At 36.7% G+C, this 16514-nt stretch carries 16 protein-coding genes and 1 pseudogene; 8 read left to right on the top strand and 9 right to left on the bottom strand.

Going from position 1 to position 16514, the window contains the following annotated elements; translation table 11 throughout:
- Positions 1–94 precede the first annotated feature (94 nt).
- Positions 95–250, bottom strand: a complete 156-nt coding sequence (locus ACWNCI_RS06860) for a hypothetical protein (protein WP_449387714.1) — start codon at positions 248–250, stop codon at positions 95–97.
- A 2-nt stretch (positions 251–252) separates the two neighbouring features.
- Here ACWNCI_RS06860 and ACWNCI_RS06865 point away from each other — a divergent pair.
- Positions 253–399 (top strand): annotated as a pseudogene (locus tag ACWNCI_RS06865) (arsenical-resistance protein); the annotation flags it as partial.
- Between the two features lie 249 nt (positions 400–648).
- On the opposite strand, the gene ACWNCI_RS06870 reads toward ACWNCI_RS06865, so the two are convergent.
- From ACWNCI_RS06870 to ACWNCI_RS06900, 7 genes are all read right to left on the bottom strand, one after another.
- Positions 649–1563: a helix-turn-helix domain-containing protein gene (locus tag ACWNCI_RS06870; RefSeq protein WP_449387715.1), complete on the bottom strand. Its 915-nt coding sequence runs from the start codon at positions 1561–1563 to the stop codon at positions 649–651.
- A 16-nt stretch (positions 1564–1579) separates the two neighbouring features.
- Positions 1580–2317, bottom strand: coding sequence for an SDR family oxidoreductase (locus ACWNCI_RS06875; RefSeq protein ID WP_449387716.1), 738 nt, complete (start codon positions 2315–2317; stop codon positions 1580–1582).
- 12 nt (positions 2318–2329) lie between these two features.
- Positions 2330–3307: an aldo/keto reductase gene (locus ACWNCI_RS06880; RefSeq protein ID WP_449387717.1), complete on the bottom strand. Its 978-nt coding sequence runs from the start codon at positions 3305–3307 to the stop codon at positions 2330–2332.
- 435 nt (positions 3308–3742) lie between these two features.
- Positions 3743–4573 (bottom strand): SDR family NAD(P)-dependent oxidoreductase, encoded by an 831-nt coding sequence (locus ACWNCI_RS06885; RefSeq protein ID WP_449387718.1) that lies wholly within the window; start codon positions 4571–4573, stop codon positions 3743–3745.
- Between the two features lie 80 nt (positions 4574–4653).
- On the bottom strand, positions 4654–5547 hold the full coding sequence (locus ACWNCI_RS06890) for a helix-turn-helix domain-containing protein (protein WP_449387719.1): 894 nt from the start codon (positions 5545–5547) through the stop codon (positions 4654–4656).
- A 107-nt stretch (positions 5548–5654) separates the two neighbouring features.
- On the bottom strand, positions 5655–6635 hold the full coding sequence (locus tag ACWNCI_RS06895; RefSeq protein WP_449387720.1) for a DUF6268 family outer membrane beta-barrel protein: 981 nt from the start codon (positions 6633–6635) through the stop codon (positions 5655–5657).
- Between the two features lie 13 nt (positions 6636–6648).
- Entirely contained in the window at positions 6649–7083 is a 435-nt protein-coding gene (locus ACWNCI_RS06900) for a hypothetical protein (protein WP_449387721.1), read from the bottom strand.
- Positions 7084–7248: 165 nt separating this feature from the next.
- Between ACWNCI_RS06900 and ACWNCI_RS06905 the strand changes: the two genes are divergently transcribed.
- The 7 genes from ACWNCI_RS06905 to ACWNCI_RS06935 all read left to right on the top strand — a co-directional run bounded on the left by ACWNCI_RS06905 (position 7249) and on the right by ACWNCI_RS06935 (position 13208).
- Positions 7249–8340, top strand: coding sequence for a sensor histidine kinase (locus tag ACWNCI_RS06905; protein WP_449387722.1), 1092 nt, complete (start codon positions 7249–7251; stop codon positions 8338–8340).
- The gene (locus ACWNCI_RS06910) at positions 8337–9047 is read left to right on the top strand and encodes a LytR/AlgR family response regulator transcription factor (RefSeq protein ID WP_449387723.1); all 711 of its coding nucleotides are present in this window, start codon (positions 8337–8339) and stop codon (positions 9045–9047) included. Before ACWNCI_RS06905 ends, ACWNCI_RS06910 begins: the two co-directional genes overlap by 4 nt.
- 213 nt (positions 9048–9260) lie before the next feature.
- On the top strand, positions 9261–9416 hold the full coding sequence (locus ACWNCI_RS06915) for a transposase (protein ID WP_449387724.1): 156 nt from the start codon (positions 9261–9263) through the stop codon (positions 9414–9416).
- Positions 9417–9450: 34 nt separating this feature from the next.
- Complete coding sequence (locus ACWNCI_RS06920; RefSeq protein WP_346984939.1) at positions 9451–10143, top strand: helix-turn-helix transcriptional regulator; 693 nt, start codon at positions 9451–9453, stop codon at positions 10141–10143.
- A 70-nt stretch (positions 10144–10213) separates the two neighbouring features.
- Positions 10214–10642, top strand: a complete 429-nt coding sequence (locus ACWNCI_RS06925) for a DUF1761 domain-containing protein (RefSeq protein ID WP_449387725.1) — start codon at positions 10214–10216, stop codon at positions 10640–10642.
- The gene (locus ACWNCI_RS06930; protein WP_449387726.1) at positions 10635–11234 is read left to right on the top strand and encodes a YdeI/OmpD-associated family protein; all 600 of its coding nucleotides are present in this window, start codon (positions 10635–10637) and stop codon (positions 11232–11234) included. The genes ACWNCI_RS06925 and ACWNCI_RS06930 overlap by 8 nt, the downstream gene beginning before the upstream one ends.
- 564 nt (positions 11235–11798) lie before the next feature.
- Entirely contained in the window at positions 11799–13208 is a 1410-nt protein-coding gene (locus ACWNCI_RS06935; protein ID WP_449387727.1) for an MBL fold metallo-hydrolase, read from the top strand.
- A 90-nt stretch (positions 13209–13298) separates the two neighbouring features.
- On the opposite strand, the gene carB is transcribed toward ACWNCI_RS06935, so the two are convergent.
- Positions 13299–16478 carry a carbamoyl-phosphate synthase large subunit gene (carB, locus tag ACWNCI_RS06940; protein ID WP_346984936.1) on the bottom strand — a complete coding sequence of 1060 codons (3180 nt, stop codon included), beginning with the start codon at positions 16476–16478 and terminating at the stop codon, positions 13299–13301.
- Positions 16479–16514 lie beyond the last annotated feature (36 nt).

Here is a 16514-nt window from a genome sequence, read left to right on the forward strand (position 1 = left end):
AAAGTACCTTGCTGAATATGGTTTGACCAAAAGAAAGAATTTAAATATAATATCATTGTAGTATCTATGAAGCCATAACCGTCAGAGATATTTTTTAACCAATGCCAAATTCTTGACATAGCCAGTCGCCGATTTTAAAATTTGAAATAATCCCAAACATGCGGTCATATATTTTCCAATAAAATATTTTAAAATAACCCGGTAAAAAGGCAGCTAAAGTATTGTTGCCAGCCAACGCCTCTCCCACCATACTTTTTAATCAAATTGAAAGGTTTGGAGTGGTACAATAGAAAGTTCATTCCTAAAATATCTCCGTTAACATTATATGCTTTACTATTTACGATTGTACTCATGTTCAGTCTGAAAGGAGATAAGATTTTAGAATTACCATTTAGAATAAGTTTATGGTTAAAAAAAACGATGTATGCCTGAAACTTCTCTCTATTGTTTTTATTTGGAGCCTTATAACAAAATTGATTTATGATCAGATCAAAAAAATCCAAATGTTAAGCTTCAGCAGCACAGCATTGAATAAGGAATGTTACCAATCATACTTTATTATACGAAAACTAAATCCCCTTTACTTGTAAGGGGATTTTTATTCGACTTATAATGCAAGTTAAGACCAGCAATCATTATGTACTTCATTTAATTAAATGACTGTCTGAACTCCAACGGTGAAACGTCTGTCTTTGCCTTGAAAAGTTTGCTGAATGATTGTGAATGTTCAAAGCCTAATCCATAAGCAATTTCCGAAACAGAAAGATTTGTTGTTGATAATTTTTCTTTGGCTTTTTCTATAATGGCGTTTTGAATATACTGTTGAGTGTTCAGTCCTGTCAGTGAACCTAACATATCACTCAGGTAGCGTTGGGACAGCTTTAATTCTGTACTGATATATTTCACGGATGGCAAACCGTTTTTCAGACTGTTTTCTTCTTCAAAATACTTATTTAAAAGTTTGTCCAGAGAAGTGATGATGTCGTGATTGATGGCTTTTCTCGTAATAAATTGCCTGTTGTAGAAACGATTGCTGTAATTCAATAACAATTCTAATTGCGACACCAGAACATCCTGGCTGAAGCCGTCAATGTTATTGGATAATTCATTTGCTATTGTTGCAAATAAATTGGCTACAATTTCTTTTTCCTTTGCCGATAAAAATAAGGCTTCCGAAACATCATAAGAGAAAAAGCCATATTGATTTATTGTTTTCCCTAATGGATAATTTCTGATAAAGTCCGGATGAAAATACAAGGCGAACCCTTCATAGCTTTCAATTTCTTCCGGCGAGAAAACGATTTGTTTGGGTTTCAAAAATGCCAATCCGCCTTCTTCAAAATCGTAATAGCCCTGTCCATACTTTATTTGTCCTTTAAAGGTAGATTTAAAGGAAATTTTATAAAAGTCCAGGCTTACTTTTTGACCCTTTGGAAATATCTCCATAGGAACATTACCGTAATCAACCAATGCGATCAGCGGGTGCAGTGGTGCAGGAAGTTCCAATAGCCGTATCAATTGCGATATACTTTTAATATGATGGATGTCGGATGGTGTTTGCATTTCTTTACGAATGTAATCAATTTTGTTTTGACGGACGAATCACAATCTCACCAACTTCCACATCTTTGGGTTGACTAATGGCATAGCTAACCGCATTGGCAATGGCATCCGGGCTAATGGCTAAATTTTCCATATTCTGCGTGATAATGGTCTTCATTTCCCGATTTTTTATACTATCAGCAAAGTCGGTTTTTACAACACCCGGCGAAATACCAGTAATCCTTATCATTCCATCTGATTCCTGCCTAAATGCTTCTGCGATAGTTCTAACTGCATTTTTCGTACCTGCATAAACACCCTGCATTGGAACGATCTTTATTCCTGACGTTGAAATAATATTGATGATATGTCCCGATTTTTGTCGTTTGAAAATGGGAATTGCAGCTGCCATCCCATACAATACACCCTTCAGGTTAATGTCGATCATTTCTTCCCAACCGTCTATATCCAATTCGTCGATCCGGCTTAACTGGCTTACACCTGCGTTGTTTATAATTACATCCAATGTTCCGTATTGATCAACTGCTGTACTGACGAACCGAACGAGATCAGCTTTATCCTTCACATCAATCTGAGAAAAAATGGCTTCACCACCTGTATTTTTAATTTCTTTTACCAACTGTTGCAATTGTTCCGTTCGTCTCGCACCCAAAACAACCTTTGCGCCGTTTTTTGATAATTCTATGGCAATAGCCTTACCTATTCCGCTGCTGGCCCCTGTAATCGCAATTACTTTTCCTTTAATATTTTGCATTGCTGTTCATTTTTATTTATCAATTTGTTTTTCTAAAAATTCGGGATATCGGTCACCTGCAAGCGTAATTCCATTGACTGTTGTATCAATTTTTTTAAGTTCATCGTCTGTTAAGACAATATTGGTACTGCCAATGTTTTCTTCTAGTCGATGCAATTTTGTAGTTCCGGGAATTGGTACTATCCAAGGCTTTTGAGCTAAGAGCCAAGCCAATGCTAATTGTGCTGTTGTCACATTTTTTTGTTGGGCGATCTCAGAAAGTGCATCCACTAAAACCAGATTGGCTTTTATATTTTCTGCGGTGAAACGTGGAATAACATTTCTGCGGTCGATATCGTCTAATTTTTTGTTAATGATACCCGTCAGAAATCCTTTACCCAAAGGACTGAACGGAACGAAACCAATTCCCAGCTCTTCTAATGTTGGTATGATTTCATTTTCCGGTTCACGCCAAAACAGAGAGTATTCGCTTTGCAATGCTGATACCGCTTGAACAGAATGTGCTTTCCGAATCGTTTTAGCACTTGCTTCCGATAAACCGAAATATTTTACTTTGCCCTCCTGAATCAAGTCTTTTACCGTACCTGCAACATCTTCTATCGGAACGTTCGGATCAACTCTGTGCTGATAAAGCAGATCAATATAATCTGTTTTTAATCTTTTTAAAGAGGCGTCGGTTACTTTTCTTATCGTTTCGGGTCTGCTGTCTAAACCTACTGCCGGATTGGCATCTTTGCAGCCGAATTTTGTAGCGATGACGACTTCCTTTCTAAAGGGCTTTAGTCCTTCACCCACGAGTTCCTCGTTCGTGTAAGGTCCGTAAGCTTCTGCGGTATCAAAAAACGTTATCCCTCTCTCAACGGCGTTATGTAGAAGAGTTACGGCTTCTTTTTTATCAAGACCTTTACCGTCAAGAAAGTTTAACCCCATACAGCCAAAGCCCAACGCGGAAACTTCCAACCCGCTATTTCCTAATTTTCTTTTTTGCATATTTTTTTTATTTGTTTTTAACCGAATTAATTTTCAAGTACAAAATTCCTGATTGATGTGCTGTAAAAAGTAGCCCAATTGGTAATTATTGTAGTCAGATTATCAAACTAATTCAATGTAAATCAGTAATTTTAGCTTTAAAGAAATGTATTTAAAAAAGATTGATAAATCCTCATCAAGTTTTTACTAAAAAAAGGATTCCATTAAATGAACTCCCAGATATCAAAACCACCTGCATTTAGCAAATCGAAATACCGAGAAGCATACGTTAAATCCTGATCCTAAGGACCAGGTTTCTGATGAGAAATTTAGAGAAATTTGACATCGGGTAAAGATCAGGAAGATGAAGATTTCACCTATAAAATGAAGAAAAAAGCAGAGAAAAAGTAATTTCCTACATTCAACGGATCAATTTATTATGTTTTTGTGACTTGCTTATTGTTGAAAGTCTGTTGAGGCTGAAAGATCTTCCCATTCTTCGATTTGCTGTGATAAGAAGGCTATTTTTTCCTTAGCTCTTTTGTGAGCATCGCTTCCTAAAAATAAAAGCGTCGGAGGATTCTGACTGTTCACTAGTTCAATAAAAATGTCAGCGACCTTGTCGGGGTTACCTGGCTGTTTGCCATCTATTTCGTTCATTTTTTGATGTGCCGTTCTCAAAAAACCATAATCATCAATCTGTTTTTTGCTGAAGGCGATGGAGTCCTGTTTTGCAAAATTAGTTCGAAACCATCCGGGCAAAATTGCAGTCACATTGATTCCCAATGGCTTTAGATCATTTGTCAAAGCTTCTGATAAACCTGTAACTGCAAATTTAGCAGCACAATAGATGCTCCAGCCAAGTCCTGGTGCAAAACCGGCAATAGAAGAAATATTGATGATGTGCCCTGAATGTTGGCTCCTGAAAAAAGGCAATGCCTGTTGGATGACTTTAACGACTGCAAAAAAATTGATGTTGAAATTATCGTTAATCTCTTGTTCTGTCAATTCTTCAATAGCTCCGCCGATTCCATACCCTGCATTATTTACGATCACATCGATTCTTCCAAACATAGTGTTGGTTTTTTCCAGGGATACTGCTATAGATTTTTCATCTTTCAGATCAACCTCCAGAGGCAAAAAGTTTTCGTTTGTGATATCAGATAACGCAGAAATTTGTCGTGATGTTGCAGCAACCTTATAACCTCTCAATAACAATTGCTCTACAAGGGACCTTCCAATACCTTTGGACGCACCTGTAATGTACCAAACTTTAGAAATATTCATTTTTATATTTTTTATTACAGCAAAATTAGTCCGGATACCTGAAGCATCGTTAGTAAAAATAAAAACATTATTTGTATAAATCAAACCAACCTGAAAGAGGTCGGGTTTAAACCTGTTTGCTTTTTGAAGAACTTATTGAAGTGGGCAAGGTCATCAAAACCTAGACTATCACTTATTTCAGAAACAGACCAATCTGTGTGTTTGAGCAAAATTTTCGCTTCAGTACTCAGCCGCTCCATTATGTGCTGGCTTGTGGTCTTACCCGTCACTTTTTTCAAACAGCGGTTAAGGTAATTGACGTGAATGGAGATCTTTTCTGCAAATTCATTGGGTAAACGGAATTTAAGTTTGTCAGTGCTGTATTGGATGGGGAATTGTTGCTCTAACAATTCCAAAAATACCATTGTAATTCTTCTGCTGGCATCACCATATTGAAACAGATTTTCCGGAGGCATCCATTTCATTGCCAAAAAGTACAGCTCACTGGCATAATTCCTGATCAGATCATATTTGTAAATATAGTTTCCGTTTACTTCCTGAAACATTTTGTCAAAGAGGTTTTTTACTTCTTTGCAGTCATCCGTGGATAATTTAAAGACGGGGAGAACAGAAGATCTGAAAAGGGAAAGATTATCTACATCAAGTTTGTGGTTTCCAAGAAAAAATTCACGTTTGAAGACACAAAAAAAACCTTTTGTATCAGAGGTTAAAGGTTGATAGGAATAGGGAATATCAGGATGAAAAAACAGCAAGGTGTTGCCTTCAACTTTTATTTCCTCGTTTCCGTATTTGAAAACATTTTCTCCTGAAAAAAGCATTATTTTAAAAAAATTCCTGCGAACGTGCAACGGCAATTCTTCTTTTCTGTCCAATCGGTTTTCAATACGAAACACATTAAACTGTCCGATGGTATATTCCAAATTACCAGGTAATTCATTGAATTTATGCTGGTAAAATTGTTCTATTGTTTCCATAAATCAGATTTGAACATATTTACTGATTAGTATAAAAGAAACCAAGTTACAAATTATTGATTAGGGAGACAAATCACAATTGAAGTATGATTTGGATTCATAAATATTTATTGCTGTGCTGTTTTCTTGATAAACGGATCGAAAGACAGACCAACGTTCACATAAAATGTGGTCTGTGGCTTTGCCTGGAAAATATATGAACCATAAGATTCAGATTTCTCAAATAACCGTCCCTCCACAATACTTTTCGCACCGCCCTTCAATGTTGCAACAAAAGAATTTCCAAGATAATGTTCATACATCAGCCCTGAATTGATCTCTATCTGCCGGAATTCATATTTTTTATCCGTACTGTCGATATTATAAAGATACAATGATGTCCCATCCAGTTCACTCCCGATCGAGAGCCTGCCATTCTCAGCAATTCTTTTTCTGAGGTACACACTTTTCGGTAAAATAATGTCGGCGATCAGACCATTATTGAATTTATGCTCATAGGTGAACGTCGGAATGACAGGTGTCTGAACGGAAGGATCTATAGCAACCAAAAGTCCCACCGTCATTTTGGTCTTTGCATTGGCTCTCAAAACCATCGTTGCGGTTGCTATTCCGCGCAGTCTTTCAAAATGTTGTTCACTCCCGTCCACTGAGGCGCTGGCCGAATAGATCATCATCCTGTTGAACAATTTTGAAAAATAAGTAAGACTCAAACTCTCCGAATGATAGTGATAATCTTCTTTGCTTCTGAAAAATACGCTGCCTGCAGGATCATTCATTTCCGTGTTTGCTGACATGTAACGATAATTAAGGTTAGTGCTCAATACAAATTTTTGTTTTGTAATTAAATTGATATTGGCACTCATTTTTGCGCGGTAGAAATTTTTCACTTTTGCTTCCGGCAATTCCTGACCTCTCAATGTAGAAGAAAAGTTGTAAGGTGTTAACTGATTATATTCCACATTCAGGGCACGCGTAATAGGAAATTTCTCTGCGATGTAGGACATGGTTTTTGTGGACGTGCTGTCCTTCACCTGTGAAAAAAAGATTGTGCTGATAACGGTTGCTAATAAAGAGAATTTTGCTTTCAAAATGTAAATATTTTTATTTTATGATTTGAACCCGGGATTGTAAGAAGTCAAAGCTGAATATTTTATCGTAGATCTTATCCCGTGATTTATCTGTAATCAAGCTTTTGAATGATCTCATATCATTGGATGCACAACTGCTGACGACGACGAGCCATAACTCTTTCAGATTTTCACGTTTTTTAAAGTCGATCAAACCGGCATTGGAATAGTTTGCACGTGTTAAGGGCAACTTTGTATCATCACAAAAGATCACCCCTGTATTTGTGCCAGAGTATTTAATGATACTACCCTTATATCGCATCCAATTAATGATCTCTATGGACGGATCGTAGGATTGTATAAAACGGCTCAGATCTGCGACCTTCGTGATCATCTCTTCTTGTTGCTCGGCAGAGAGACAGGAATGCTCTATCTCTTCTACAATTTTCAGAAAACTTTCAACCTCCATAGATCAGATTTAGGAAGCAAAAGAAAGGATTTTAGATCTTGGTTTTTATTTTTTTATACCAAACACCCCTAAACCTCTACCAAATCCCATAATTTTTTTGGTAGTCGAAAACAGCTGTTTTGTATAAATTATTTAACGCTCTATTATAAATGCTCTATTTTTGTAATGAATAAATTTATAATGGAAACCTATCAGGCTAATAAGAACAGTGGCATTATTAACTTTTTAGTGGATGCCCGCTATCGTTTTGTCAGGCATATTCTGCTCTTACTATGGCTATTTTTGTTATTAGTCAATGTAAACTTTACTTCTGACTTTACAGAAGATTCCAGATATTTTCTATTCCTTACGGTGTTTATGACATTTGTAATGATGATCTACGTCAATATGTATGTGATTGTCCCTTTATTTTTTTTCAAAGGAAAGTATTTTGCATATCTTTTGGCTGTACTGATGCTTTGTATCATAGGTCTCGCTTTTCTTATTTTTATTATTGGAAATATTTTTAATAATTATCATATCAATGATCAACATCGGACATTCCCGGTCAATGAATATTTTGAGAGCGTGAATTTCGTTATGCTTTTTATCTTATTGACTACGACTATAAAACTGCTGCAAAGGTGGATCGTAGACAGTACCAGAATGTCAGAATTAAAGACTCTGACCATGAATCTCGAACTGAATGAACTGAAAAATCAGATCACCCCACATTTTTTGTTCAATATGCTCAATAATATAAAGGCACTGATCAGAAACAACCCTTTGAAGGCAACGGACATCATTGTGAGATTATCAGATCTGTTGAGATATCAGCTGTATGAGAGTAGCAATGAAAAGGTCAGGCTGACTTCCGAAATTAAGTTCATAACCAATTTTCTAAGTCTTGAAAAGATCAGAAGAGATCACTTTGATTTTACGATCCAGACAGATAATGAAGTGCCGGATCTGAGAACGATCGAAATACCTCCTAACCTATTTTTGCCATTCGTAGAGAACGCGATCAAGCACAGTACGGAAACTTCAGAAAATCAGAGTAACATCAATATCAGGTTTTTCGTCACCGAAAAAGAAATATGCTTTTCATGCATCAATTCTATACCTCTAGAAAAAGAGCAGACTGAAAATCCTTATGGAGGTCTGGGACTGAAAAATATTATCCGAAGGTTACAGCTTTTATTTAATGAGGATGAATATAAGTTAGAAACCACATCGACAGCCAATCAGTATACCGTTAACTTAAAAATCCCGATATGAACTGTATCATTATAGACGACGAGCCATTGGCAAGAGAGGAATTACATTCGATGCTGGAAGAGATCTCCGGACCCACAGTAGTCGGAAGTTTTTCAAGTGCGTCGGCCGCAGAAAAATTCCTTTCAGGAAATGAAGCAGACCTGGTGTTTCTTGATATACAAATGCCTAAAATGACAGGATTGCAGTTTATTGAAACAATACCGAAGAGCAGTCTGGTCATTTTCACAACAGCATATCCTCAATATGCACTGGAAAGCTATGAGCTGGATGCCATAGATTACCTTCTAAAGCCTTTTGACAATGAGCGGCTGCAAAAGGCGGTCGACAAAGCCCAACACTACAACGATCTATTATCGGCCAATAAAGAAAACAGCCTGGAAAAAAGCACTTCGGAGTTTATGATTATAAGATCTGAGAAGAAATTTTTTAAGGTCAATTTTACAGACATCAAATACATTGAAGGCTTAAAAGATTATGTTCTGATCCATACCACATCGCAGAAGATCATAGCCTCCATGAATCTTAAGACCATTCATCAAAAAATTCCTTTGCCAAGCTTCATCAGAGTAAGCAAGTCTTATGTGATCAACAGTGAGCATATCATTTCTTTTGACAGTTATTCAATCAATTTCGATGACAGGGAGGTTCCGATCGGTGAGATCTATAGGGAGAATTTCATCAAAACGTTTACCAATGGATTGTTATAAGGTTTTTAGATTTGCTCTGCACTCCAAATAGATTATTGTTCGAGCCATTTTTTGAACTCTGTCACCTTATTTTGCTAATAAGAATATGGTCCCAATAAAATATTAATAAAGTGTAACTTTTTTCTGTAAACTTCCCAAATTCAGACCAGTTAAAAATAAAATTCTAAACCGGACGTAGCGAGGCTATTAGAAAAACTCTTAATTTTAATTAGTATGAAAAGAATCAAGTTTAGGGAATCCCAGATTGTAAAAGCAATCAAAGAACATGAGAATGGCAAGAATGTTTACGATTTCTGCGGAGAATTAGAAATTGGCACCGCCACCTTTTACAAATTGTGTCAAAGATACGGAGGAGCTTACATAAGATGAATACCACTTAACAAAATTTCCTGACATTTGTAGGATGAATGACACAAAAAGACTTTCCAGACTTGTAGCCATTTTAACGCAATTACAAACAAGACGGCTTGTAACATCTACTAAACTTGCAGAAAAATTTGGTGTTAGTACAAGGACAATTTACAGAGATTTAAAGGCATTAGAGCAAGCAGGTGTCCCAATTCTGACAGAAGACGGCAAAGGCTATACGCTGATGGAAGGCTACAAAATTCCACCCATTATGTTTAGTGAAAACCAAGTAAACGCCTTAATTCTTGCAGAACAATTAGTTTTAAAAAACAAAGACCGCTCATTAATTAGTGATTATGCCGAAGCCATTGACAAAATAAAAGCGGTTTTAAGACAAAGTGAGAAAGACAAAGCTAATTTACTTTCATTAAGAACAAAATTTGCAAAGCTTGATAATTATGAGATTAAGAGTAACATTTTATCTTCTTTGCAAAATGCACTTACCAATTTCTATCTTGTACAATTAGACTACATCAATGCAGAAAATAATAAAAGCAAAAGAATTGTTGAGCCTTTTGCTTTATTAAACATTACAGAAGGTTGGTTGATGGTTGCCTTTTGTCGTTTAAGAAAAGAATTTAGATATTTTAGGTTAGACAGAATTCAAAAATTACAAATTCAACAGGAGAAATTTACCCCACACAAAATGACCCTGCAAGATTTTTTTGAAAAATATCACGACCATTAAAATACCCTTGACATAACGTTGTCAATGACTCATTTTAATTTTGTGACATTATTAATCAAGACAAAAATTTATGTTACAAAAAATTTCTAAAATCAGTTGGCTGGGAGTATTCCTCTCTTTAATATTTTATTCTTTTCTCGGTTGGCTATGGTTCACGGTATTATTTTCCAATCAATATGCCAGTACATTAGGCAAATTAGGTTTGATGCCTGCCAATCCAGAGCCAATTTATTTTTATGGACCACCTTTGACCATTCTACCAACAATAGTTACAACCGCTTTATTAATGATGGTGCTAAACATAAACACAAGGAAGGCGGCCATTGAGTTTGCCCTGGTAATAGGATTTGGATTTTTGGTCGCCAATACGTTGGACATTGCCATTAACCCAAATATCCCACACCCAATGTCGTATGGTTTGTTAGTTGGTGGATTTCAATTAGTTGGTATGTTAGGATCTTGCTTAATTTTGCAAGCAATGCGCAAAAAAAATGAGTAAGCAAGAAATAGAACAATTCTATCCTGAGACCAAACAGCATTGGCGAAAGTGGTTAGAGAAAAATCACATTCGTAAAGATGCTGTTTGGCTTATTTATTACAAAAAAAATGCGGGTAACCCAACAATCAATTGGACTGACGCAGTTGATGAAGCCTTATGTTTTGGCTGGATAGATAGTAAAGCCGAAACGATAGACAAGGATACTTTTAGACAATATTTCTGCAAACGAAAACCCAACAGTACCTGGAGTAAAATCAACAAACAAAAAATTGAAACTCTGACATCAAAAGGATTAATGGCAAAGGCAGGTTTTGATGTTATAGATATTGCAAAACAAAATGGTTCCTGGACAATTTTGGACGAAGTAGAAGAACTGATTATACCATCAGAATTGGAAAAAGCATTTGAAAATTTTCAAAACTCAAAAGACTTTTTTTCTTCGTTAAGCAAAAGTAAGCAAAAGGTTTTACTCCAGTGGATAGCGCTTGCAAAGACAGACACGACAAGACAAAGAAGAATTTTGGAAATAGCAGAAAATGCTTCTCAAAAACAACAGCCCAAACAATTTAGACCGAAAAAAAAAGACATATAAACAGCACTAACCCAAAAGTGACAAGTCCGTTCTTCGTAAGACAGCTTAAATACATTTCTCCAAATGAAGTTTAGTGATAAAATTGCCATCTTCAGGTAGCCGCGAACCATTGTCAGTAAATTTCATTTATCATCCCTGATTCTGAGATCCGATTCCTTGTTTTTATTTAAAAATAATTTCAGTTTAGTAACAGAAATTGCTACTACTTCTTTTTCCAGGAAATTTCACATTGTTGGTTACATGAATTACTTTTGCGCATTCAAATCACTGAAAGCAATGCAACCGATTGCACATAATAAGCCTGCAAAAGAATTTTAACTATAAACATGCATGTATTGGATGAGTTAGTCTTCAAAAGTATTGATAATAAGATAATTATTTTATTAAAATTACAGACTCAAAATATTAATTTAGGTAAAATACTTTATACAAATCTTTTACTCTGAGCCAAGTCAGAAGCTAAATATCAAAAAACGTTGTAAATATTACTATATTATTTTAAGATTGATGATGTTTATCATTTTTTATCTCATTGAAAATCAATATTTTTAATCAAAAAATTAAATGAAAGTAGAGCAAATTTATACAGGGTGTCTTTCCCATGCCGCTTATTTTTTAGAAAGTGATGGTGAAGTAGCTATTTTTGATCCGTTACGTGATGTAGATTCTTATATATCAATGGCTAAAGCCAATCATGCTGAAATAAAATATATTTTTGAAACCCACTTTCACGCTGATTTTGTGAGCGGTCATCTTGAATTAAAGGAAAAAACAGGGGCAGAAATTATTTTAGGCCCCACAGCAAACCCCTCCTATGAAGCTGTCATAGCAAATGACAGTGATCTTTTCAAAGTGGGCAAATGTATGGTGAAAGCAATCCATACACCTGGTCACACGATGGAAAGCACATCTTATCTGATCTTTGATGAAAATGGTCAACAACACTCTATTATAACAGGAGATACTTTATTTATTGGTGATGTGGGCCGGCCGGATCTTGCACAACATGTAAACAGTGATCTTACCCAGGATAAATTAGCACGGCTATTATTTCATTCATTAAGAGAAAAAATAATGCCTCTTGACGATCACCTCATTGTATATCCCAATCATGGAGCCGGAAGTGCCTGCGGAAAAATGATGAGTAAAGAAACTACAGACACCCTAGGACACCAGAAAGAAACAAACTATGCGCTGAGAAAAGATATGACCGAAGATGAATTTGTGGCCGAATTGCTAAGCGGATTAACCGATCCTCCGAAATATTTCCCAAAAAACGTTTTGCTGAATATTAATGGTTATAATTCTCTTGATTCTGTATTAAAACAGGCAAAAAAGCCGATGACTCCTGATGATTTTGAAAAAATTACTGAAACGGATGTAGTAATTTTAGACACGCGGGATGCATTTGAGTTTTCAAAAGGTTTTATCCCGAATAGCATCAATGTGGGGCTTGACGGGCATTTTGCCAATTGGGTTGGTGAGATGATTACTGATCTCAATCAGAAAATCGTACTGGTTTCCGATCCTGGCAAAGAAGAGGAAAGTATGATAAGACTTTCCAGGGTGGGCTATGACCATACTATCGGATATCTTCAGGGCGGTTTTGAAGCCTGGAAAAATTCAGGGAAAAAGATTGAAATTGTAGAACGAATCACAGCTCTAGAATTTGCGGAAAATTATGATCAGAAATTACCTGTTTTTGATGTAAGGAAGAATAGCGAATTTGAATCAGAACACATTATTGATTCGGTTAATATTCCATTAAATAAGATCAGCTCTCGTCTTGAACTTTTCCCCAGAGATCAAATGTTTGTAATACATTGTGCCGGCGGTTACAGAAGTATGATCGCTGCTTCTATTTTAAAGCAAAACGGATTCAATAATTTTAAAGAAATAGCAGACGGCTTTTCTGAGATAAAGAAAACAAATATTCCAAAAACAAGTTATCATGCTCAAAAGACCTTCTTATAGACTGGGAGATCAACAATTTAATTAACATCTTTGCATACAAAAAGCCTCGCAAGACAACTTGCGAGGCTTTAAATATTTAATTCTAAAGATTTACATTGTTTCCATTTTAAATGTCATGCTTTCGATGACTTTCAGAATAGCTTCTACCGTATCCATAGAAGTTAAGCAGGGAACACCGTTTTCCACACTCATTCTTCTGATCTGGAATCCGTCTCTCTCAGAACGTTTTCCTTTCGTCATGGTGTTTACAACATACTGAACTTTTCCTTTTTGAATCAGGTCGATTAAGTTTACACTTTCCTCCCCGATTTTATACCCGATTTTGCACGGAATTCCTTTTTCTTCAAAGAATTTAGCGGTTCCTTCCGTAGCCCAGATCCTGAATCCTACTTCATGGAATCTCGCTGCCAGATCAGCTGCTTCCTGCTTGTGCTTATCGGCCACTGTAAACAAAATTGAGCCATGCATCGGAACTTTTCTTCCTGCTGCCACCAATCCTTTGTATAATGCTTTTTCAAGTGTTGTATCTTTACCCATAACCTCTCCTGTAGACTTCATTTCAGGGCCTAAAGAGATATCAACCTTCGTTAATTTAGAGAAAGAAAACACAGGAACTTTTACAAAAACACCTTCTTTATTGGGAACCAAACCGCTTTCGTAGCCCAAATCTTTCAGTTTCTGACCTAAAATAGCTTTTGTTGCTAAATTTGCCATCGGAACGCCTGTAATTTTAGACAAGAAAGGAACAGTTCTGGATGAACGCGGATTTACCTCGATTACATACACATTTCCTTCAAAAAGAACATACTGGATATTCATTAATCCTACAACATTTAATCCTTTTGCCAGCCTTTTGGTATAATCTACCAGCGTATCAATTTCGCTTTGTGAAACATTCTGAGGAGGATACACCGCGATAGAGTCTCCGGAGTGAACTCCTGCCCTTTCGATATGCTCCATAATTCCCGGAATAACTACTGTTTCACCATCGCAAATCGCATCTACCTCGACTTCTTTTCCAACCATATATTTGTCGACCAAGACCGGATGTTCCGGACTTGCCTCTACCGCAAATTCCATATAATGAGCCAGTTCAGATTCAGCATAAACAATTTCCATCGCTCTTCCTCCCAAAACGTAACTCGGACGAACCAATACCGGATACCCGATTTCGTTAGCAATTTTGATTGCTTCCTCTTTTGAAGTAGATGTTTTTCCTAAAGGCTGCGGAATCTGCATTTCCTGAAGGGCTTTCTCAAACTTATCCCTGTTTTCGGCTCTGTCTAAGTCTTCAAGCGTTGTTCCTAAGATCTGAACGCCGTGTGAAGCCAATTTATCTGCAAGGTTAATGGCCGTTTGTCCTCCGAACTGCACCACTACTCCTTTTGGTTTTTCAAGCTCGATGATGTTCATTACATCTTCTTCCGTTAAAGGCTCAAAGTACAATTTATCTGAAATCGAGAAGTCTGTAGAAACCGTTTCAGGATTATTATTGATGATGATCGCTTCGTATCCCATTTCTTTGATTGCCCAAACCGAGTGAACAGTTGCATAATCAAACTCAACACCCTGTCCGATTCTGATTGGTCCTGAACCTAACACGATGATTTTTTCTTTATCTGAAGCTACAGATTCGTTTTCTTCTTCGTAAGTTCCGTAGAAATATGGAGTTTCAGATTCAAATTCAGCGGCGCAGGTATCTACCATTTTGTATACCGGCATTATTCCGTTTTCTTTTCTGAAATTAAAGATTTCACGTTCTGTTACATCCCAAAGAACTGCAATATTTACATCAGCAAACCCTAACTTTTTAGCTTCCAATAAAATTTCTTTATTGAATTTATTTTCAGCAATCGTCTTTTCGAAATCAATGAGTTTTTTGATTTTCCAGATAAAGAATTTATCAATTTTACTCCATTCTACGATCTGTTCCCAGTCATAGCCTTTTCTCAAAGCATCACCGATGATGAACAATCTTTCATCGTCACAAACTCTGATTCGTCTTTCTATTTCTTCTGCTGTTAAGGCTGCAGCCTGTTTCGTTTTTAAACCGATATGTCTGATTCCTGTCTCCAGTGAACGGATGGCTTTCTGTAAAGATTCTTCGAAATTTCTTCCGATCGCCATTACTTCACCCGTTGCTTTCATCTGCGTTGACAATCTTCTGTCAGCCGTTTCAAATTTATCAAACGGGAATCTTGGGAATTTAGTTACTACATAATCCAAAGCCGGTTCAAAGCAAGCGTATGTTTTTCCTGTAACCGGATTCATAATTTCATCTAAAGTCAATCCAACAGCTATTTTTGCAGCAATTTTAGCAATCGGATACCCTGTTGCTTTTGATGCTAAAGCTGATGAACGGGAAACTCTAGGGTTTACCTCAATGATATAATATTCGAATGAATGCGGGTCTAATGCCAACTGTACATTACATCCACCCTCGATTCCCAACGCTCTGATGATTTTTAACGAAGCATTTCTCAAAAGCTGATATTCTCTGTCTGAAAGCGTTTGAGAAGGTGCCACCACAATTGAGTCTCCTGTGTGAACCCCTACCGGATCTATATTTTCCATGTTACAAACCACAATGGCATTGTCGTTTGCATCACGCATTACTTCATATTCAATTTCTTTGAAACCGGCGATTGATTTTTCGATCAAACACTGAGTTACAGGACTGTGTTTCAATCCTAATTCAGCAATTTCTTTCAATTCAACTTCGTTGGAAGCGATACCGCCTCCTGTTCCACCCATGGTGAAAGCAGGACGAACAATCACTGGATATCCGATATTATCAGCAAAATTTAATGCTCCTTCAACCGTGTTCACGATATCAGATTCAGGAACAGGTTCGTTCAGTTCTCTCATCAACTCACGGAACAAATCTCTGTCTTCCGCCCTGTTAATCGCTGAAAGCTTCGTTCCCAACACTTCTACTTTACATTCTTCAAGAATTCCTGATTTTTCCAATTCTACCGCCATATTCAGTCCGGTTTGTCCACCAAGAGTTGGTAAAAGCGCATCCGGACGCTCTTTTCTGATGATATGACTTACAAACTGAAGTGAAATCGGCTCGATGTAAACTTTATCTGCGATTTCCACATCCGTCATAATCGTTGCAGGATTTGAGTTGATCAAAATTACCTTGTAGCCTTCTTCCTTCAAAGACAGACAAGCCTGCGTTCCCGCATAATCAAATTCCGCCGCCTGACCAATGATGATAGGCCCTGAACCGATTACTAAAATTGTTTTTATGTCGTTTCTTTTCATTTTTTTTCTTTTTTATTATGCCACGGATTTTCATCC

It is taken from the genome of Chryseobacterium lineare, assembly GCF_977014045.1.

What these genes read in the sequence shown, in the direction of transcription:
- ACWNCI_RS06885 (WP_449387718.1), bottom strand. Translation starts at nt 4,573, where the DNA reads ATGAATATTTCTAAAGTTTGGTACATTACAGGTGCGTCCAAAGGTATT.
- ACWNCI_RS06905 (WP_449387722.1), top strand. Translation starts at nt 7,249, where the DNA reads ATGAATAAATTTATAATGGAAACCTATCAGGCTAATAAGAACAGTGGC.
- ACWNCI_RS06890 (WP_449387719.1), bottom strand. Translation starts at nt 5,547, where the DNA reads ATGGAAACAATAGAACAATTTTACCAGCATAAATTCAATGAATTACCT.
- ACWNCI_RS06930 (WP_449387726.1), top strand. Translation starts at nt 10,635, where the DNA reads ATGAGTAAGCAAGAAATAGAACAATTCTATCCTGAGACCAAACAGCAT.
- ACWNCI_RS06860 (WP_449387714.1), bottom strand. Translation starts at nt 250, where the DNA reads ATGGTGGGAGAGGCGTTGGCTGGCAACAATACTTTAGCTGCCTTTTTA.
- ACWNCI_RS06900 (WP_449387721.1), bottom strand. Translation starts at nt 7,083, where the DNA reads ATGGAGGTTGAAAGTTTTCTGAAAATTGTAGAAGAGATAGAGCATTCC.
- ACWNCI_RS06910 (WP_449387723.1), top strand. Translation starts at nt 8,337, where the DNA reads ATGAACTGTATCATTATAGACGACGAGCCATTGGCAAGAGAGGAATTA.
- ACWNCI_RS06880 (WP_449387717.1), bottom strand. Translation starts at nt 3,307, where the DNA reads ATGCAAAAAAGAAAATTAGGAAATAGCGGGTTGGAAGTTTCCGCGTTG.
- ACWNCI_RS06920 (WP_346984939.1), top strand. Translation starts at nt 9,451, where the DNA reads ATGAATGACACAAAAAGACTTTCCAGACTTGTAGCCATTTTAACGCAA.
- ACWNCI_RS06875 (WP_449387716.1), bottom strand. Translation starts at nt 2,317, where the DNA reads ATGCAAAATATTAAAGGAAAAGTAATTGCGATTACAGGGGCCAGCAGC.
- carB (WP_346984936.1), bottom strand. Translation starts at nt 16,478, where the DNA reads ATGAAAAGAAACGACATAAAAACAATTTTAGTAATCGGTTCAGGGCCT.
- ACWNCI_RS06870 (WP_449387715.1), bottom strand. Translation starts at nt 1,563, where the DNA reads ATGCAAACACCATCCGACATCCATCATATTAAAAGTATATCGCAATTG.
- ACWNCI_RS06915 (WP_449387724.1), top strand. Translation starts at nt 9,261, where the DNA reads ATGAAAAGAATCAAGTTTAGGGAATCCCAGATTGTAAAAGCAATCAAA.
- ACWNCI_RS06935 (WP_449387727.1), top strand. Translation starts at nt 11,799, where the DNA reads ATGAAAGTAGAGCAAATTTATACAGGGTGTCTTTCCCATGCCGCTTAT.
- ACWNCI_RS06925 (WP_449387725.1), top strand. Translation starts at nt 10,214, where the DNA reads ATGTTACAAAAAATTTCTAAAATCAGTTGGCTGGGAGTATTCCTCTCT.